Annotated in this window: 15 protein-coding genes; 9 read left to right on the top strand and 6 right to left on the bottom strand. The window is 71.9% G+C overall.

All coding sequences use genetic code 11. The features are described 5' to 3' along the window. Nucleotides 1-91 precede the first annotated feature (91 nt). Nucleotides 92-778, bottom strand: a complete 687-nt coding sequence (locus tag ACIBCM_RS18555; protein WP_399244474.1) for a histidine phosphatase family protein — start codon at nt 776-778, stop codon at nt 92-94. Further along, on the bottom strand, nt 775-2,127 hold the full coding sequence (gene hemL, locus ACIBCM_RS18550; protein WP_399244881.1) for a glutamate-1-semialdehyde 2,1-aminomutase: 1,353 nt from the start codon (nt 2,125-2,127) through the stop codon (nt 775-777). The genes ACIBCM_RS18555 and hemL overlap by 4 nt, the downstream gene beginning before the upstream one ends. Nucleotides 2,128-2,400: 273 nt before the next feature. Between hemL and ACIBCM_RS18545 the strand changes: the two genes are divergently transcribed. Both ACIBCM_RS18545 and ACIBCM_RS18540 read left to right on the top strand, forming a co-directional pair. Then, on the top strand, nt 2,401-2,970 hold the full coding sequence (locus ACIBCM_RS18545; protein WP_389266795.1) for a hypothetical protein: 570 nt from the start codon (nt 2,401-2,403) through the stop codon (nt 2,968-2,970). A gap of 367 nt (nt 2,971-3,337) precedes the next feature. Then, on the top strand, nt 3,338-3,868 hold the full coding sequence (locus ACIBCM_RS18540; RefSeq protein ID WP_399244472.1) for a GNAT family N-acetyltransferase: 531 nt from the start codon (nt 3,338-3,340) through the stop codon (nt 3,866-3,868). Nucleotides 3,869-4,450: 582 nt separating this feature from the next. Here the strand turns inward: ACIBCM_RS18540 and ACIBCM_RS18535 are convergent. Continuing rightward, nucleotides 4,451-5,029: a TIGR03086 family metal-binding protein gene (locus ACIBCM_RS18535; RefSeq protein ID WP_399244470.1), complete on the bottom strand. Its 579-nt coding sequence runs from the start codon at nt 5,027-5,029 to the stop codon at nt 4,451-4,453. A 64-nt stretch (nt 5,030-5,093) separates the two neighbouring features. Here ACIBCM_RS18535 and ACIBCM_RS18530 point away from each other — a divergent pair, with 64 nt between their 5' ends. The 4 genes from ACIBCM_RS18530 to ACIBCM_RS18515 all read left to right on the top strand — a co-directional run bounded on the left by ACIBCM_RS18530 (nt 5,094) and on the right by ACIBCM_RS18515 (nt 9,132). After that, nucleotides 5,094-6,005 (top strand): DUF6597 domain-containing transcriptional factor, encoded by a 912-nt coding sequence (locus ACIBCM_RS18530; RefSeq protein WP_399244468.1) that lies wholly within the window; start codon nt 5,094-5,096, stop codon nt 6,003-6,005. A 246-nt stretch (nt 6,006-6,251) separates the two neighbouring features. Next, nucleotides 6,252-6,791 (top strand): GNAT family N-acetyltransferase, encoded by a 540-nt coding sequence (locus ACIBCM_RS18525; protein WP_399244466.1) that lies wholly within the window; start codon nt 6,252-6,254, stop codon nt 6,789-6,791. Between the two features lie 748 nt (nt 6,792-7,539). Further along, nucleotides 7,540-8,385 carry an NAD(P)H-binding protein gene (locus ACIBCM_RS18520; protein WP_399244464.1) on the top strand — a complete coding sequence of 282 codons (846 nt, stop codon included), beginning with the start codon at nt 7,540-7,542 and terminating at the stop codon, nt 8,383-8,385. A gap of 12 nt (nt 8,386-8,397) precedes the next feature. Then, complete coding sequence (locus ACIBCM_RS18515; protein WP_399244462.1) at nt 8,398-9,132, top strand: Mut7-C RNAse domain-containing protein; 735 nt, start codon at nt 8,398-8,400, stop codon at nt 9,130-9,132. Nucleotides 9,133-9,405: 273 nt separating this feature from the next. Here ACIBCM_RS18515 and ACIBCM_RS18510 read toward each other — a convergent pair whose 3' ends face one another. After that, entirely contained in the window at nt 9,406-9,894 is a 489-nt protein-coding gene (locus ACIBCM_RS18510; RefSeq protein WP_399244460.1) for a MarR family winged helix-turn-helix transcriptional regulator, read from the bottom strand. 287 nt (nt 9,895-10,181) lie between these two features. Next, nucleotides 10,182-10,808, bottom strand: coding sequence for a hypothetical protein (locus ACIBCM_RS18505; protein ID WP_399244458.1), 627 nt, complete (start codon nt 10,806-10,808; stop codon nt 10,182-10,184). 65 nt (nt 10,809-10,873) lie between these two features. On the opposite strand from ACIBCM_RS18505, the gene ACIBCM_RS18500 reads away from it, so the two are divergent. Further along, nucleotides 10,874-11,209 (top strand): YnfA family protein, encoded by a 336-nt coding sequence (locus ACIBCM_RS18500; RefSeq protein WP_399244456.1) that lies wholly within the window; start codon nt 10,874-10,876, stop codon nt 11,207-11,209. A gap of 307 nt (nt 11,210-11,516) precedes the next feature. Next, the gene (locus ACIBCM_RS18495; RefSeq protein WP_399244452.1) at nt 11,517-12,311 is read left to right on the top strand and encodes an SDR family NAD(P)-dependent oxidoreductase; all 795 of its coding nucleotides are present in this window, start codon (nt 11,517-11,519) and stop codon (nt 12,309-12,311) included. 291 nt (nt 12,312-12,602) lie between these two features. Here the strand turns inward: ACIBCM_RS18495 and ACIBCM_RS18490 are convergent, their stop codons facing one another. Beyond that, on the bottom strand, nt 12,603-13,805 hold the full coding sequence (locus ACIBCM_RS18490; protein WP_399244450.1) for an RtcB family protein: 1,203 nt from the start codon (nt 13,803-13,805) through the stop codon (nt 12,603-12,605). 399 nt (nt 13,806-14,204) lie between these two features. On the opposite strand from ACIBCM_RS18490, the gene ACIBCM_RS18485 reads away from it, so the two are divergent. Further along, nucleotides 14,205-15,077, top strand: coding sequence for a DUF3558 domain-containing protein (locus ACIBCM_RS18485; protein ID WP_399244449.1), 873 nt, complete (start codon nt 14,205-14,207; stop codon nt 15,075-15,077). The last annotated feature ends 65 nt before the right edge of the window (nt 15,078-15,142 follow it).

Here is a 15,142-nt window from a genome sequence, read left to right as displayed (position 1 = left end):
ACCCGCATACTGGGCGTATTTGGGCGTTTCGACAACGAAGCGAGGTGCCGTAGCTGTCGTCGGGCGCCCGCCGGAGACTACGGGACAGCCCTTAGGCGCCGAATGCCTTCGCTTTCCCCTTCACCGGCTTCGCACCGGCCAGAAGATGCGCCGGGACAAGATCACGGGCCGGTTCCGAGTAACCGACGGATACGATCTTGTCGCCCTCGTAGGTAAAGGTGGTCAGCGATGCCAGCGTGCACTGGCGGCGGCGCGGATCGTGCCAGAGCCGCCGCTTTTCGACAAAGCTCCGTACGATCCAGATCGGCAGCTGATGGCTGACGCAGACGGCCTCGTGCCCCCGGGCCGCGTCCCGTGCCGTGTCCAGGGCGCCCATCATCCGTACGACCTGCTCGATATACGGCTCGCCCCAGGAGGGCCGGAACGGATTGGTCAGATGCCGCCAGTTGGCGGGCTTGCGCAGCGCGCCGTCGCCCACGCCGAACGTCTTGCCCTCGAAGACGTTGCCCGCCTCGATCAGCCGCTCGTCGGTGGCGATGTCCAGGCCGTGGCTCTTGGCGACGGGGGACGCGGTCTCCTGCGCCCGCTCCAGCGGGGAGGAGACGACATGGGTGATGTCACGGGTCGCGAGATGCTCGGCGACCCGGTCGGCCATCCGGCGGCCCAGCTCGGAGAGGTGGTAGCCGGAGCGCCGGCCGTAGAGCACACCGTCCGGGTTGTGGACCTCCCCGTGACGCAGCAGATGGACGACGGTCCGGTCCCCGGCTGCCCCGCTCATGTCGCGGCCCCCGTGGTCCCCGTGGTCCCCGTGTCCTCGGTGGCCTCAGTGGCCTCCGCCGCGGCACGGGCTGCGGCGGGCAGCGCGGCGGCGATACGCTCGACGGCCTCGGCGTCATGGGCCGTGGAGACGAACCAGGACTCGAAGGCCGACGGCGGCAGATAGACGCCCCCGGCCAGCATGGCGTGGAAGAACGCGTTGAAGCGGAACGCCTCCTGGCGCTTGGCGTCCGCGTAGTTCTCGACCGCGTCCCCGGTGAAGAAGACGGAGAACATATTGCTCGCCGTCTGGAGCCGGTGCGCCACACCTTCCTTGGTGAGCGCCTCCGTGACCAGGGCCTGGATCTCGGCGGAGACCGCGTCGACCTTCTCGTACGCCGCCTCGTCCAGCAGCCGCAGCTGCGCGAGGCCCGCGGCGGTCGCGACCGGGTTACCGGAGAGGGTGCCCGCCTGGTAGACGGGACCGGCCGGGGCGAGATGATCCATGACGTCCCGGCGTCCGCCGAACGCGGCGGCCGGGAACCCGCCACCCATGACCTTGCCGAAGGTCATCAGATCCGGCTCGACGCCGTCGACGCCGTACCAGCCGGCGCGGCTCGTCCGGAAGCCGGTCATCACCTCGTCCGAGATGTACAGCGCGCCGTTCTCCCGGCACAGGTCCTTCAGTCCCTGGTTGAAGCCGGGCAGCGGCGGTACGACGCCCATGTTGCCGGGGGACGCCTCGGTGATCACACAGGCGATCTCCCCCGGGTGCGCGGCGAACGCCCCGCGTACCGCTTCGAGGTCGTTGTACGGCAGCACGACCGTCTCCCCGGCCTGCGCTCCGGTCACCCCGGGGGTGTCGGGCAGCCCGAAGGTCGCGACGCCCGAGCCGGCGGCGGCCAGCAGCGCGTCCACATGGCCGTGGTAGCAGCCGGCGAACTTCACCACCTTGGCCCGGCCGGTGAACCCGCGGGCGAGCCGGATAGCCGACATCGTCGCCTCCGTGCCGCTGGACACCAGCCGCACCTGCTCGACGGGGGCGACCCGCGCCACGATCTCCTCGGCGAGCGCGACCTCGCCCTCACCGGGCGTACCGAAGGAGGTGCCCCGGGCCACGGCCTCGTGCACCGCCTCCAGGACGGCCGGGTGGGAGTGTCCGAGAATCATCGGTCCCCACGAGCAGACGAGATCGACGTACGAGCGTCCGTCCGCGTCGGTGAGATACGGGCCGGTGCCGGACACCATGAACCGGGGCGTGCCGCCCACGGCCCGGAAGGCCCGCACGGGGGAGTTGACGCCGCCGGGCGTCACGACGGACGCGCGCTCGAACAGCGCCTGCGAAACTGGGGCTTCGTATGAATACGCCACTTTGGTCCTGATCTGCGATTCGGGGTCTGGGCGGCCGGGGCGATGGATCTCGGCCAGGATGAGCAAGGAGAGGGATCTCCTCGTATTACGAAACGGCGTCAGCCTCCTCGCATCTGCGAAACTGGGGCCACACAGGGAAGACTCATGGAATCCATGGTGTCAGAGGCTTGCGGTGTTCCTCACGGACAGGTGTTTCACCGGTCGCCCGTGGGGGAGGTCACTGACACGATGATCGGGTTGCGCGGCGGGGGCTGCGAGTGGTCGGGTGGAGATATGTATCGCGGTGGCGGACTGGGCGAGGGGACCGACGACCTGGGTCCTGAGCCCGCCGGGCGGGGAAAGCACCGGCGAAGCGACGCGGACGCGCATGCGCACGCGGACGCGATGGCAGGCAGGAGCGGCCGGGTGGGGGTGACGTACAAGTACTTCGGCGCGCCGGATGGGGCCACCGCCGCGAGAGTGCCCATCTCGATGCGCCCGGAGGAACTGGGCGGGGACGAACTGGGCATGGGCGGCCTGTTCACCAAGATCAAACCCGAGACGATAGCCGCGATGGTGCTCACGGGTATACAAGGCATGCCCCTGAACAAGGTTCCGCCCCTCGAACTGGTGGTCCTCCACCCCGACTACGCGGTGGTCAAGCTCCCCCTGACGGTGGTCGACCCCCTCCGCGGCGTCGGCGAGGAATCCGTCGGCGCAGCGGCCTTCATCTGGTCCACCGTCCCGGACCGGGGCGGACCACGGGACGCGTTCAATGTCTACCAGCTGCTCCACGAGTGGCAGGACTTCTCCCACCGCCTGCACGAGGCGGGACACCAGCCGTACTGCTTGGTGTGGCCGTGACGGCACCCGGGCGGGCGCGTTCGCAACGACTCCCCGGCAGACACGACGGCGAGGACCCCTCTCCCGGGCGGTGAGGGCCCGCCCACGGGTGTGACCCGGCGCCGGGGTTGCGGCTCAGCCGGAGGAAGACCGGCGGGCTCGCTGTGCGGTGTGTCCGGGCGGTGACTTTGTTGCCTGGTGCGGGCGAGGTTCCCGGGCGCCCGTCGAGGACCAGGGGTTATGCGCACCTACACACCAGGCGCCAACCAGGAGGATCCTGTGGGGAGTTGCAGCCTTCGCCGTCTCAACCGCCAGGACCGCATCCGGCGGCTGTTCCCCTGATGGCCCGGCGCCGTGCGGCCGGTACGCCGGACGTGGTGCGAATCGAATGGAGTCGAGTGTGATCGACCTGCGTCAGTTCCGGCACGGGAGTCTCCCCGACGGATTCCGGCAGATGCTCATAGACGTACACGCCGACGCCTACGCCGACCAGCTGGACGATCCCTTCCACCAGCGCTTCGCCTGGTTCGTCGACCACTGGTCGGGCATGGGCGGCTTCTCCTGCGTGGTGGCGTACGACGGGGACGAGCCGGTCGGTTTCGCCTACGGGGCCCCGCTGTCGCCCGGCCGCGAGTGGTGGCGTGCCACCGGATACGAGCCGGGCGGCGGCTCCACGGCCACGTACGCCGTGTCCGAGGTGATGGTGCGACCGCACCGGCGCAAGCAGGGGGTCTCCGGACGGCTCCATGACGCACTGCTGAAGGAGCGTACGGAGGATCTGGCCGTGCTCCTGGTCGATGTGACGCACCCGAGGGTGCGGGCGCTCTACGAGTCCTGGGGGTACGCCAAGACCGGTGAGCAGCAACCGTTCGCCGACTCTCCGGTGTACGCGGTCATGGTCAAGGACCTTCGGGGCTGAGCCTCCCGCCGGGCCTGGGGGCGGGCCTCGGGCCGGGCCTTGAGGTGGGGCGGGTCCGGCGGCTGGCGCGACGCGGTCGGACCGGGACGCCGTGTCCCCCGCCCCGGTCCGTGGTCCGAGCCGGGCGGGCGTCCCCGAACCGTCAGCCGCCGAGGGCTCCGGAGGTCCCTCGGTGCTGGGCGGCTCCGCGCTGAACGCCGGCCGGACGGCGCGTACGCCCGTGTCGGCGGGCCCCGCTTCGGGGTCCCGGGGGCCGGGGACTCGGGCCCGGGGGCCTTGGGGCCCGGGAGCCTTGGGGCCGGTTGACCGGGGGCCGGTTGACCGGGCCCGTGCGGTGGCCGGAAGGGGGTCCGGGTAGGCCGCAGGTCCGGCGGTGCGGGGCACGGCGGAGGTCCGGCCCCCCGGGGGCAGCCCCCGGCCCAGGGGTGGGGGTACCGCCCGGGCCGCCACGCCCAGGGGGAAGGGCCGGGCTCGGGGGGAGTGCCGTACGGGCGTCCCGGGTCCGTGGACGCTTCCGGTCACCGCACCCGGGGGCTGGGAACGTCCGGCCCTCGACACAAGGATCGGGCTACGGGACAGCCCCTACGCGGGACGCCAGGACGGGTCGCGGCCCGTCACCGCGAGGATGTGGTCGAAGGCGGTCGCGTCGGCGCCCACCTCGACCGGCTCCCCGTACACCCCGTTCTCCCGCGCCATCGGCGCCATCGCGGCCAGCGCGGGGGCGAGTTCCGCGACGACCGCCGGGTCGGGGGTGAAGTCCTGGCCCGTCGCGCGGGCCAGATCCCACGCGTGGACGGTCAGATCGCCGAGGACCATGAAGCCGACGGTACGCGCGGGCAGCCCGAGCTGCCCGGCGGTGCCCTCCTCCGCTCCCGGCGCCGCCCACACCTCGGCCAGCCTGGCGGTCTCCCGGGCGAACCGGTCGCGCCAGCCGGCCGGGTCCTCGTCGACGAAGCGGGGCACCGACCCGAAGTCGGCGGGCTTCTTCTCCGCCAGCGCCTGGAAGTTGATCACCACCTGGAGCAGATGGTCGGCGAGGGCCCTGACCTCGTACTCCGCACAAGGCGTGGGGTCGTCGAGCCGGTCGTCGGAGATACCGCGCAGTACCGGTACGGCCTGTTCCGCCGCCGCGCCGAGAAGTTCACCCATGGTTGTCGTCATGACCCGACCGTAGGCGGGACCGCCTTCCCCGCGTCTTGAAGAAACGCGACATAGGATCATCCGCATGGGCCGCCCTCGCCAGGACGTCCGGGGCATCGTCGCAGCCGGCGAGCTGATGTCCCGCGTACGCTTCCGCCGCCGTGAGCCCGCTCCGGAGCTGCGTCCGTGTCTTGAGCACTACTGGCTCATCGACTGGGATCTCCCGGAGCCGTACACCTCCCACGTCGTACCGCACCCCTCGGTGCACATCGTCTTCCAGCAGCACCGCGGCGAACGCCCGTGGGGCGAGATCGCCGGTATCCAGCCGGGGCTGTTCGCCCAGCGGCTGGAGGGGCGGGGCCGGGTCTGCGGGGTGAAGTTCCGGCCGGGGGGCTTCGCGCCGTTCGCACCGGGGACTCCGGTGTCCGACTGGACGGGCCACCGGGTACGCCTCCCGGACGCCCGGCTCGGCCCGGGCGGCGAGGGCGGGGGTGAGGACAGCGGCGGCGGGGGCAGGGACGAGGGCGCCCGAGCAGCCGCCGCCGCGGCCGCGGCGGCGGCGGACGCGGACACGATCGTCACCCCCGACTCCGAGGACACCCGCGTCGCCGCCCTCGACGCCTTCCTCCTCCGGCTCGCGCCCCGGCCCGACCCTCGGGCCCTGCGCGCGATGGAGCTGGTCGACCGGGTGCACGCCGACCCGTCGATCCGGCGCGTCGGTGAGCTGGCGGACGCCGAGGGGATGTCCGTACGTTCGCTCCAGCGGCTCTTCGCCGCGTTCGTCGGGGTGGGCCCGAAGTGGGTGATCCTGCGCCACCGCATCCACGACACCCTGGAGCGGGCCGAGCCGGGGGCCGGGGAGAAGAGCGGGGGCGGTGCGCCGGACTGGGCGGCCCTCGCCGCGGAACTCGGCTACAGCGACCAGGCCCATCTCGTACGGGACTTCACGGCGACGGTGGGTGTTCCGCCGGCCGCGTACACCACCCGCGCCGGCTGACCCACCGGGCCGGACTGCCTGACCCACCGGGCCGGACTGCCTGACCCACCGGGCTGGACCTTGCGACCGGCCGGGCCGGATCGTCCCACGCACCGGGCCGGTCCGGGCCTTGCCCGGTGGCCCCTCCGCCGCCGGGCCCCGGACACAGCGGCGTGCGGTCGCGCGGACCGCGCCCGTACCCTCCCGTCCCCCGCCCGTCGGCTTACCGAAGCGCCAGTGTCAGTGCCGCGTTCTACAGTGCGTTGCATGCAGACCAAAGCACCGGCGATACGTATCGAGCCCTGGTCCGAGGACGACTTCGACCTGCTCCGCGCGGCCAACGCTCCGGAGATGATGGGACACCTCGGCGGCCCCGAATCGGAGGAGAAGCTGATCGACCGGCACCGGCGCTATGTGGACCTGAGCGCGGACCGCGAGGGCCGGGGCCGGATGTACCGCGTGGTCGCGGTGGACACCGGGGAGGCCGTGGGCAACGTCGGCTTCTGGGAGCAGACCTGGCACGAGCAGGAGGTGTACGAGACGGGCTGGGCGATCCTGGCGCACTTCCAGGGCCGGGGCTTCGCCACGGCGGCGACCCTCGCGGTGGCGGACGCGGCCCGCGCCGAACGCAGGCACCGCTATCTGCACGCGTTCCCGAAGGTGACGAACCTCGCGTCGAACGGGGTGTGCCGGAAGGCGGGCTTCGAGTTGATGGGCGAGTGCGATCTGGAGTATCCGATCGGGAATCCCATCCGGGCGAACGACTGGCGGCTGGACCTCCACGCACCCGCGCCGACCGCCGCCTGACCGGTCCGCTGCCGCTTCCTGCTGCTCCCTGTTGTTCCGTGCTGGTCCCGCGGTTCGGTGACCCGGCGGGTCGTCGTGGCTCGGTGCCCGGCGGGTCGGTGGCGTGATGGGCTCGGCTCGGTGGCCCCCGCCACCGGCGGGACTCGGTGGCTCGTGGCGCCATGGTTCGGTGGCCCCGGGGCGCTCTGTGCACGCCGTGGTCTCGGTGTCCGCCGTGTCCCCCAGTGCGCGCGGTACAGCCCGTGCCTGCCGTGGCAGCCGTGCCCGCCGCGGCTGCTGTGACCCCCGTACCCGTACCCGTTGCGACCACGTACCGCGCACTGCCCACGGCCCCCCGCCGGGTCCACCGCCCGGTGAGGCCCGGGCCCGCCCGCCCCATAGTGGGGGTCCTCACGTCGCGATGCGAATTTTATCTGCGTGACACAGATTCTGCGTTGCATCTACTATCCTGTCCGGGGGTTCTTCCAAGCCCCCGGCGACCTCGCGTGCCCCCGGACCCCGGGGCGAAACCGGGCGCGGTCCCCGCCGTTCACGGCGTGATCCCTCCCGCCCGGTCCACCTCCGGCCCTCCGTACCCGCGCCCCCGGCCGCCCGGCCCCCGACCCGTAAGGCCCGCAGAGCCCGATAGGCCCGGCAACCGCCGACACGGCGGATGCATCGGACATACCAGGCATGGAGAGATCCCCCTCCAGCACCGGCAGCAGCGACACGGACAACGGACAACGGACTGCAGAAGGACCGGAACGCCATGACCACCCTTGTCACCGGAAGCCGCGGAAGAATCGGCTCCGCCCTCGTCACCCTGCTCCACCGCGCCGGCGCCCCCGTCCGCGCGGCCTCCGCCGCCCCCGAGACGCTCGACCTCCCGCCCGGTGTCCGAGCGGTCGGCTGCCCGCTCGACGACCCCACCGCCTTCCCCGCGGCCCTCGATTCCGTCACCTCCGTCTTCCTCTACGCCGAACCCTCCGCCGTCGACGCCTTCCTCGCCGAGGCGGAGAAGGCGGGCGTCACCCATGTCGTGCTGCTGTCCTCCAGCGCCGTGAACGACCCCGAAGCGGCCGGCAACCCGGTCGCCGCACTCCATCTCACGGTCGAACAGGCCCTCGCGGCCTCCTCCGTCCCGACGACCGTCCTGCGCCCCGGCGCCTTCGCCGCCAACGCGCTCCAGTGGCGCTGGGCCCTCGGCTCGGACGGGGCGATCGACCTTCCCTACCCCGGCAGTTACAGCGACCCGATCCATGAACTGGACATCGCCGAAGCCGCCCTCGGGCTGCTCACGCACGGCCGGGGGCGCGGCGGCACGTACCACCTGACCGGCCCCGAGTCGCTCACCTTCGCCGAGCAGACCGCGATCCTGGCGGAGGCCGTCGGGACCCCCGTCCCGTACAACACCGTGACCCCCGAGGCGTGGAAGGCGTCCGTCACCGGCTATCTGCCCGGCGCCTTCGCCGACGGACTGCTCAACCACTGGGCCTCGACGGACGGTTCGCCCACCCCGCTGACCGACGCGGTCGAGCAGCTGACCGGCCACCCCGCCCGTACCTTCGCCCAGTGGGCGGCGGACAACGCGGATGCCTTCCGAGACGCCCGATGACATCCTGACGGCGTGAACGGACCGGAAATCCAAATCGCCGTCGCCCCCGAGCTGCGCCTCTTCGTCCCGTCGGACCGCCGTCAGGGGCCGACCGCGCTGGTCACCGACGGCTCGTCGACGCTCGGCCATGTCGTCGAGTCGCTGGGCGTCCCCCTCACCGAGGCGGGCCGGCTCCTCGTCGACGGCCGGCAGGTGGCCGTCTCCCACGTTCCGAGCGCGGGCGAGCGGGTGGAGGTGCACGGCGTCGAGCGGCCCCAGGAGGTGCCCGGCGCACCCCTGCGCTTTCTGCTCGACGTCCACCTCGGCACGCTGGCGCGGCGGCTGCGGCTGCTCGGTGTGGACGCGGCGTACGAGAACGAGGACATCGGGGACCCCGCCCTCGCCGCGCTCTCCGCCCGCGAGAAGCGCGTACTGCTCTCACGGGACCGGGGGCTGCTGCGGCGGCGGGAGATCTGGGCGGGGGCGTACGTCTACAGCGACCGCCCCGACGACCAACTGCGCGACGTCCTCGGACGGTTCGCGCCCGCGCTGGCGCCGTGGACCCGCTGCACGGCGTGCAACGGACGCCTGACGGACGCCGACAAGGACACCGTCCAGGACCGGCTGGAGCACGGGACACAGCGTACGTACGACGTGTTCGCGCAGTGCGAGGCATGCGGCCGGGTGTACTGGCGGGGCGCGCACCATGCCCGGCTGGAGGCGATCGTGGACCGGGCGCTCCGGGAGTTCGGCGGGGCGGCGGCGTAGCTCCGGCGCCCCCTCCGGGCTCGGCCGGGGGTCCGTCGAGGGGTCCGGTGACGTGTCCACTGTGGGGCGGAGCCGGGTCAGCGCGGGCGCGGCGATCCGGCCCGGACCCGCTCGGACCGGCCCGGCTCCGCTCGGCTCACGGCTCAGGAAGTGCCGGTACGGGTCCGGCTCAGGAAGTGCCGGTACCGGTCCGGCTCAGGAAGTGCCGGTACCGGTCCGGCTCAGGAAGTGCCGGTACCGGTCCGGCTCAGAGAGTGCCCGTACGGTCCCGGCTCAGAGGGTGCCGCTGCGGAGGCGTTCGATCTGGGCGGTGCTCAGCTCGACCGCCCGCCGCATATGGGAGGTGATCAGGTCGATGTCCTCGGCGCCGTACGCCTCGAAGAGGGCGAACCAGTCCCCGTCGAGCCGCCGCCAGATCTCGCCGAACACCATCATCCGCTCCGGCACCGGGGCGACCAGCACCCGTCGGCGGTCCTTGGTGTCGCGCTCCCGCGTGACATAGCCGGCCCGCTCCAGCCGGTCGACGAGCCGGGTCGCGGACCCCGTCGTCAGCCCGGTCAACTCGGCGATCCGGCCGGTGGTGACCGGGCCCGGTTCGAGGCCCAGCAGATTGAAACACTGCAGGTCGGTGGGGTGAAGCCGCAGATAGTCGGCGAGGGCCTGGTTGAACATCACATAGGCGGCCATATGACGGCGCGAGACCTCGGCCAGTTCGTCCATCCGCCGCTGCCGGTCCGGTACAGCGGGCGTCTTCTGCGTCATGCCGGGATTGTACGGACGGTTCGAGCAGGTCAGCGGCGGCGAAAGCGGGTCGGAAGCGGGCAAGAGGCTCGCACGCGGGCGGAAGGCACGGGCGGAAGGCACGGGCAGGAGGCGCGGGCGGACGCCGCCCAAGGTGCGCCACCGGGTACGGGCCCGCGACCGGGGACTCACGAGCCGAGGACGACCCGTCACCGCGTACGAACCCCGGCCTCCGGAACAGCCCCGCGCACCCTGCGCTCCGTACCGCACCAGCGGGTCAGCAGGTCTGCGCGCACTCCCCCGCGGCCTCAGAAGGCGTACGGATCACCCGTGGCGAGGGCCAGCACCTGATGCTGGTCGTTCGACGGATTGCGGTCGGTCGCACCGCCCTTCCAGGGCGTCGTGATCTTCACGACCACCTCGTCCGGAGCACCCGCCGTCCGCAGACCGAGGACGGTCCGGTGGGCCGCGCCCCCCGCCCGCAGCGGTCCCGTCGTACAGAGCACGACCCGGCCGGAGGCCCGCAGGCACGCCGACGGCAGTTGCTGCTTCGCCGCCAGCGGGGTGGAGAACGCCAGCTTCACGGTCGCGTTGGCCACGCCCGACGGGCCGTGGCTCCGGGATTCCAGCACGACACCCAGCCGTCCGGCGGCCAGCGTCACCCGGCCGTGGTGCGAGACATCCGCCTGGGGCACGATTGCCACGGCTCCCGCGTACGCACCACCCGTCTGCCCGCCCGCGGCCGTGTAAGCCGCACCCGCTTCGGGAGCGACGCCTGAAGCAACGCCGGAAGCAATGTCGGAAGGTACGCCGGAAGCCCCGTACGCCGAGACCGCGCCCGCGCCGAGACCGACCAGCACCATCGCCACCGCCGCGGACACGATCGGCAGTGTCTTGCGCATCTCGCCCATGACCAGAAACATACCTTTTGTCACTTAATAGTGATGATTGCCCGTCACCTCGGCGTGTTCCGGCCGCGATCGCGTGCGACGCTGTGCCCATGCTCGTCGCCCGTTCAGTCGCCCTGTTCGCCGTCGCCGCCCTCTTCGAGATCGGCGGCGCCTGGCTCGTCTGGCAAGGCGTCAGGGAGCACCGCGGCTGGATCTGGATCGGCGCGGGGGTGATCGCCCTCGGTGCGTACGGCCTGGTGGCCACGCTTCAGCCGGACGGCGAGTTCGGCCGCATCCTCGCCGCGTACGGCGGTGTGTTCGTGGCGGGCTCCATCGCCTGGGGCATGGTCGCGGACGGGTACCGCCCCGACCGCTGGGATGTGACCGGGGCGCTGGTCTGCCTGGTGGGCATGGCCCTGATCATGTACGCCCCGCGCGGCCGCTGAGCCCCGTACCCGGCCGTCTCGCGCCCCGCCGCCGGACCCCACCGGCTCGTCCCCGCATCCGGTGTCCGGTCGACGGACCCGGCCCGGCCCCGTACGCCCGCGAAACCGCCGGGCTTCCCGCCCCGCGGTACGACCCGGATACGACCCGGTGCGGCACGGCCCGGACACGACCCCCGCAGCGGTACGGCCGGGATACGGCCCCGCGGTACGACCCGGATACGGCCCCCGCCCCGGCCGCCGGCTGACAGCGCGTGTTTATCCTGGCCGCGTACGCCTGCCGACGATCACCCCGTGAGGAGAGCCCGAGATGACCGCCGCCACCGGGAACGCCAAGGCCGCCGGGACAGCCGGGACACCCGTCGCCGTCGTCACCGGAGCCAGCAGCGGCATCGGCGCGGCCACGGCGCGCGGGCTCGCCGCAGCCGGGTACCGGGTCGTCCTCACGGCACGCCGCAAGGACCGGATCGAGACGCTCGCCGCCGAGCTGACCGGCGCGGGCCACCAGGCCACCGCGTACGCCCTCGATGTCACCGACCGCCCGGCCGTCGACACCTTCGCCGCCACGCTCGACCGCTGCGACGTGCTGGTCAACAACGCGGGCGGCGCGCTCGGCGCCGACCCGGTCGCGACCGGCGACCCCGCCGACTGGCGCCGGATGTTCGAGGTCAATGTCATCGGCACCCTCCACACCACCCAGGCGCTGCTGCCCGCCCTCACCGCGAGCGGCAACGGGACCGTGGTGGTCCTCACCTCCACCGCGGGCCACGCCACCTACGAGGGCGGTGCGGGCTATGTCGCCGCCAAGCACGGCGAGCACGTCCTCGCCGAGACCCTCCGGCTGGAGATCGTCGGCACTCCGGTCCGGGTGATCGAGATCGCGCCCGGGATGGTGAAGACCGACGAGTTCGCCATGACGCGCTTCCGCGGCGACACGGAGAAGGCGGCCAAGGTCTACGCGGGCGTTTCCGAGCCGCTGACCGCGGAGGACGTCGCCGACACGATCACCTGGTCGGTCACCCGCCCGCCCCACGTCAATATCGACCTCATGCTGGTCCGCCCCCGCGCGCAGGCATCCAACGCCAAGGTCCACCGCGAACTCTGACAGCCGAAACTCTGACAGCCGGAACCCGGACAGCGGGAACCCTGACCGCGAGGTCTCGGACAGCGGAACCCGGACAGCGGAAACTCCTACGGCGGGCCCTGGCACCGGGTCAGGGCCCTGGCACCGGGTCCTCTGACACCGGAGACCCCTACAGCGCCGGCCCCGCACCGGGCGCTCAGCCGCAGGGGAATCCGCGTCCCCCGCGGCCTCTTCCCTGCGGCCCTCCCTCGCGGCCTCCCCCGCACCGGGCCCGGAAGCCGGTCCTCCCCGAGGCCGCCCCCGGGGCCCGGGTCAGCCCTTGACGCAGACGACCTGCTTCAGCTTCGCCACGACCTCCACAAGGTCCCGCTGCTGCTCGATGACCTGCTCGATCGGCTTGTACGCGCTCGGGATCTCGTCCACGACACCGGAGTCCTTACGGCACTCCACGCCCCGCGTCTGCTCCTCCAGATCCTGGGTCGAGAAGCGCTTCTTCGCCTGGTTGCGGCTCATCCTGCGCCCGGCCCCGTGGGAGGCCGAGTTGAAGGACATCTCGTTGCCGAGGCCCTTCACGATGTACGAGCCCGTACCCATCGACCCCGGGATGATCCCGTAGTCGCCGCTGCCCGCCCGGATCGCGCCCTTGCGGGTGACCAGCAGGTCCATGCCCTCGTACCGCTCCTCCGACACATAGTTGTGGTGGCAGGAGATGACCGGGTCGAAGGTGACCTTCGCCCCCCGGAACTCACGGCGGAGGACCTCCTGGAAGAGACCCATCATGATCGCGCGGTTGTACTTCGCGTACTCCTGCGCCCAGTACAGGTCGTTCCGGTACGCGTCCATCTCCGCGGTTCCGGAGACGAAGACGGCGAGATCGCGGTCGACGAGGCCCTGGTTGTGCGGCAGCTTCTGCGCCTCGCCGATGTGGTGGTCGGCCAGCTCCTTGCCGATGTTCCGTGATCCGGAGTGCAGCATGAGCCACACCGCTCCGGAGGTGTCCAGACACACCTCCGCGAAGTGGTTCCCCGATCCGAGCGTCCCCATCTGGAGGACTGCCCGCTCCCGGCGGAACTTCACCGCGTCCGCCACCGTGTCGAACCGGCTCCAGAAGTCGTCCCAGCCCCCGCCCGACGCCTTCGCGAATCCGAACACCCTCGCCGGATCCACCGGCTCGCCGTGCATCCCGCGACCCACCGGAATCGCCGCTTCGATCCTGGAGCGCAGCCGGGACAGATCGCCCGGGAGGTCGTTCGCGGTCAGGGAGGTCTTCACCGCGGACATACCGCAGCCGATGTCCACGCCCACCGCCGCCGGGCACACCGCACCGCTCATGGCGATGACGGAGCCGACGGTCGCGCCCTTGCCGTAGTGGACGTCCGGCATCACCGCGAGGCCCTTGATCCAGGGCAGGGTGGCGACGTTCTGGAGCTGCCGCATGGCGACGTCCTCGACCGACGCGGGGTCGGCCCACATCCGGATGGGGACCTTGGCCCCCGGTACCTCTACGTACGACATAGTTCCCAATCCCCCAGAAATGCCCTCAAGATCAGTGAAGCGCAAAACTTGCGTCAATGCCCGCGAAAGACCCAGCGGACCAGCGTTTGCAGCAGCGCGTGCGATAGACATTGTGTCCATCGGCCGTATTTGCGCGGCAACCGCTTTTCCACTCGAACGGCTCGAACGGTTCGACGGGCCCGACCGGCTTGAAGGGCTTGAAGGACTCGAACGGGTCGGCGGGCTCGGATCGCACGGCCGCCGAACCGTACGGCCCGCCGTTCGCCGTCACACAACCGTCCGCCCCACCCAACCGTCCAACACCACGACCACCGGCACACCACAACCACCCGGCACCGCAACCACAGACACACCACAACCACCCGACGCCTGACGTCCGATCGAAGGGAGCGCGGAACCGTGCAACGAAAGGCGTATGCCTCCGGACTCGTGGCAACGCTCCTCGCGTTGCTCGCCACCGGCTGCACCGCCGACGACGACGGCGATGGCACCGCCATGGATTCCAAGGCGGGCAAGGGCGTCAAACAGCCCGTCGCCCAGCCCGGCAAGTACCGCACCCTGCTCGAACCCTGCGGCTCCGTCGGCAGCTCCACGCTCAAGGATCTGCTGCCCGTCGCGGCCGGGCTCTCCGACGACCAGCGGCAGAGGGCTCTCAGGGGCACGCCCGCCAGTACGTACGACACCGACCGCCGTGTCGGCTGCGGCTGGGCGGCCGACGCCCCGGACGCCTCTCACGCCTTCAGCGTCGACTTCGAGCGGGTCGTCTCGTACGACGACGCCGTGGGCGACGACGACCGGGCCCAGGAGGTGTTCTCGCGCAAGCAGGTCGCCGCCGGTCTGCCGCCCGCCGTACCGCCCACGGGGTCCTCGTCGACCACCACCACGCCGCCGTCGGGGCCCGCGTCCCCGAGGACGAGCGCGAGCGGCACCCGAGCCCCAGCTGGAACAGGAGCCGCAGCCGGAACAGGAACAGGAACCGTAGCCGGGGGAACGGCGTCCGGGTCGTCCACGAGCACCCCCGAAGGTCTCGAACCGCGGGTTCTCGACGACCTCGGGGACGCGGCCTTCCTCGACGACACCCTCACCCCCACCAGCGCCGGATCGACCGCGCAGCGCCGGACCGTCAGCGTGGTGTTCCGCACATCGAACGTGATCGTGACGATCGTCTACGTGAAGCAGCCGACGCGCACCGCGGAGGTCCCGGACAGCAAGGAACTGCAGGAAAGAGCGCAGAGCGTGGCCCGGAGCCTGGTCGACAGATTCAGCGAATGAGACCCGTGTGGAACCGGCCGCACCCGGCCGTACGTATCCGGGGACACACCCACGCGCGCGCCGAC

It is taken from the genome of Streptomyces sp. NPDC051018 (genome assembly GCF_044456085.1).
In the GTDB taxonomy this organism is placed as follows: Bacteria; Actinomycetota; Actinomycetes; order Streptomycetales; family Streptomycetaceae; genus Streptomyces.
Note: the sequence above shows the minus strand (reverse complement) of the source record. Positions and strands in the feature narration are given on the sequence as shown.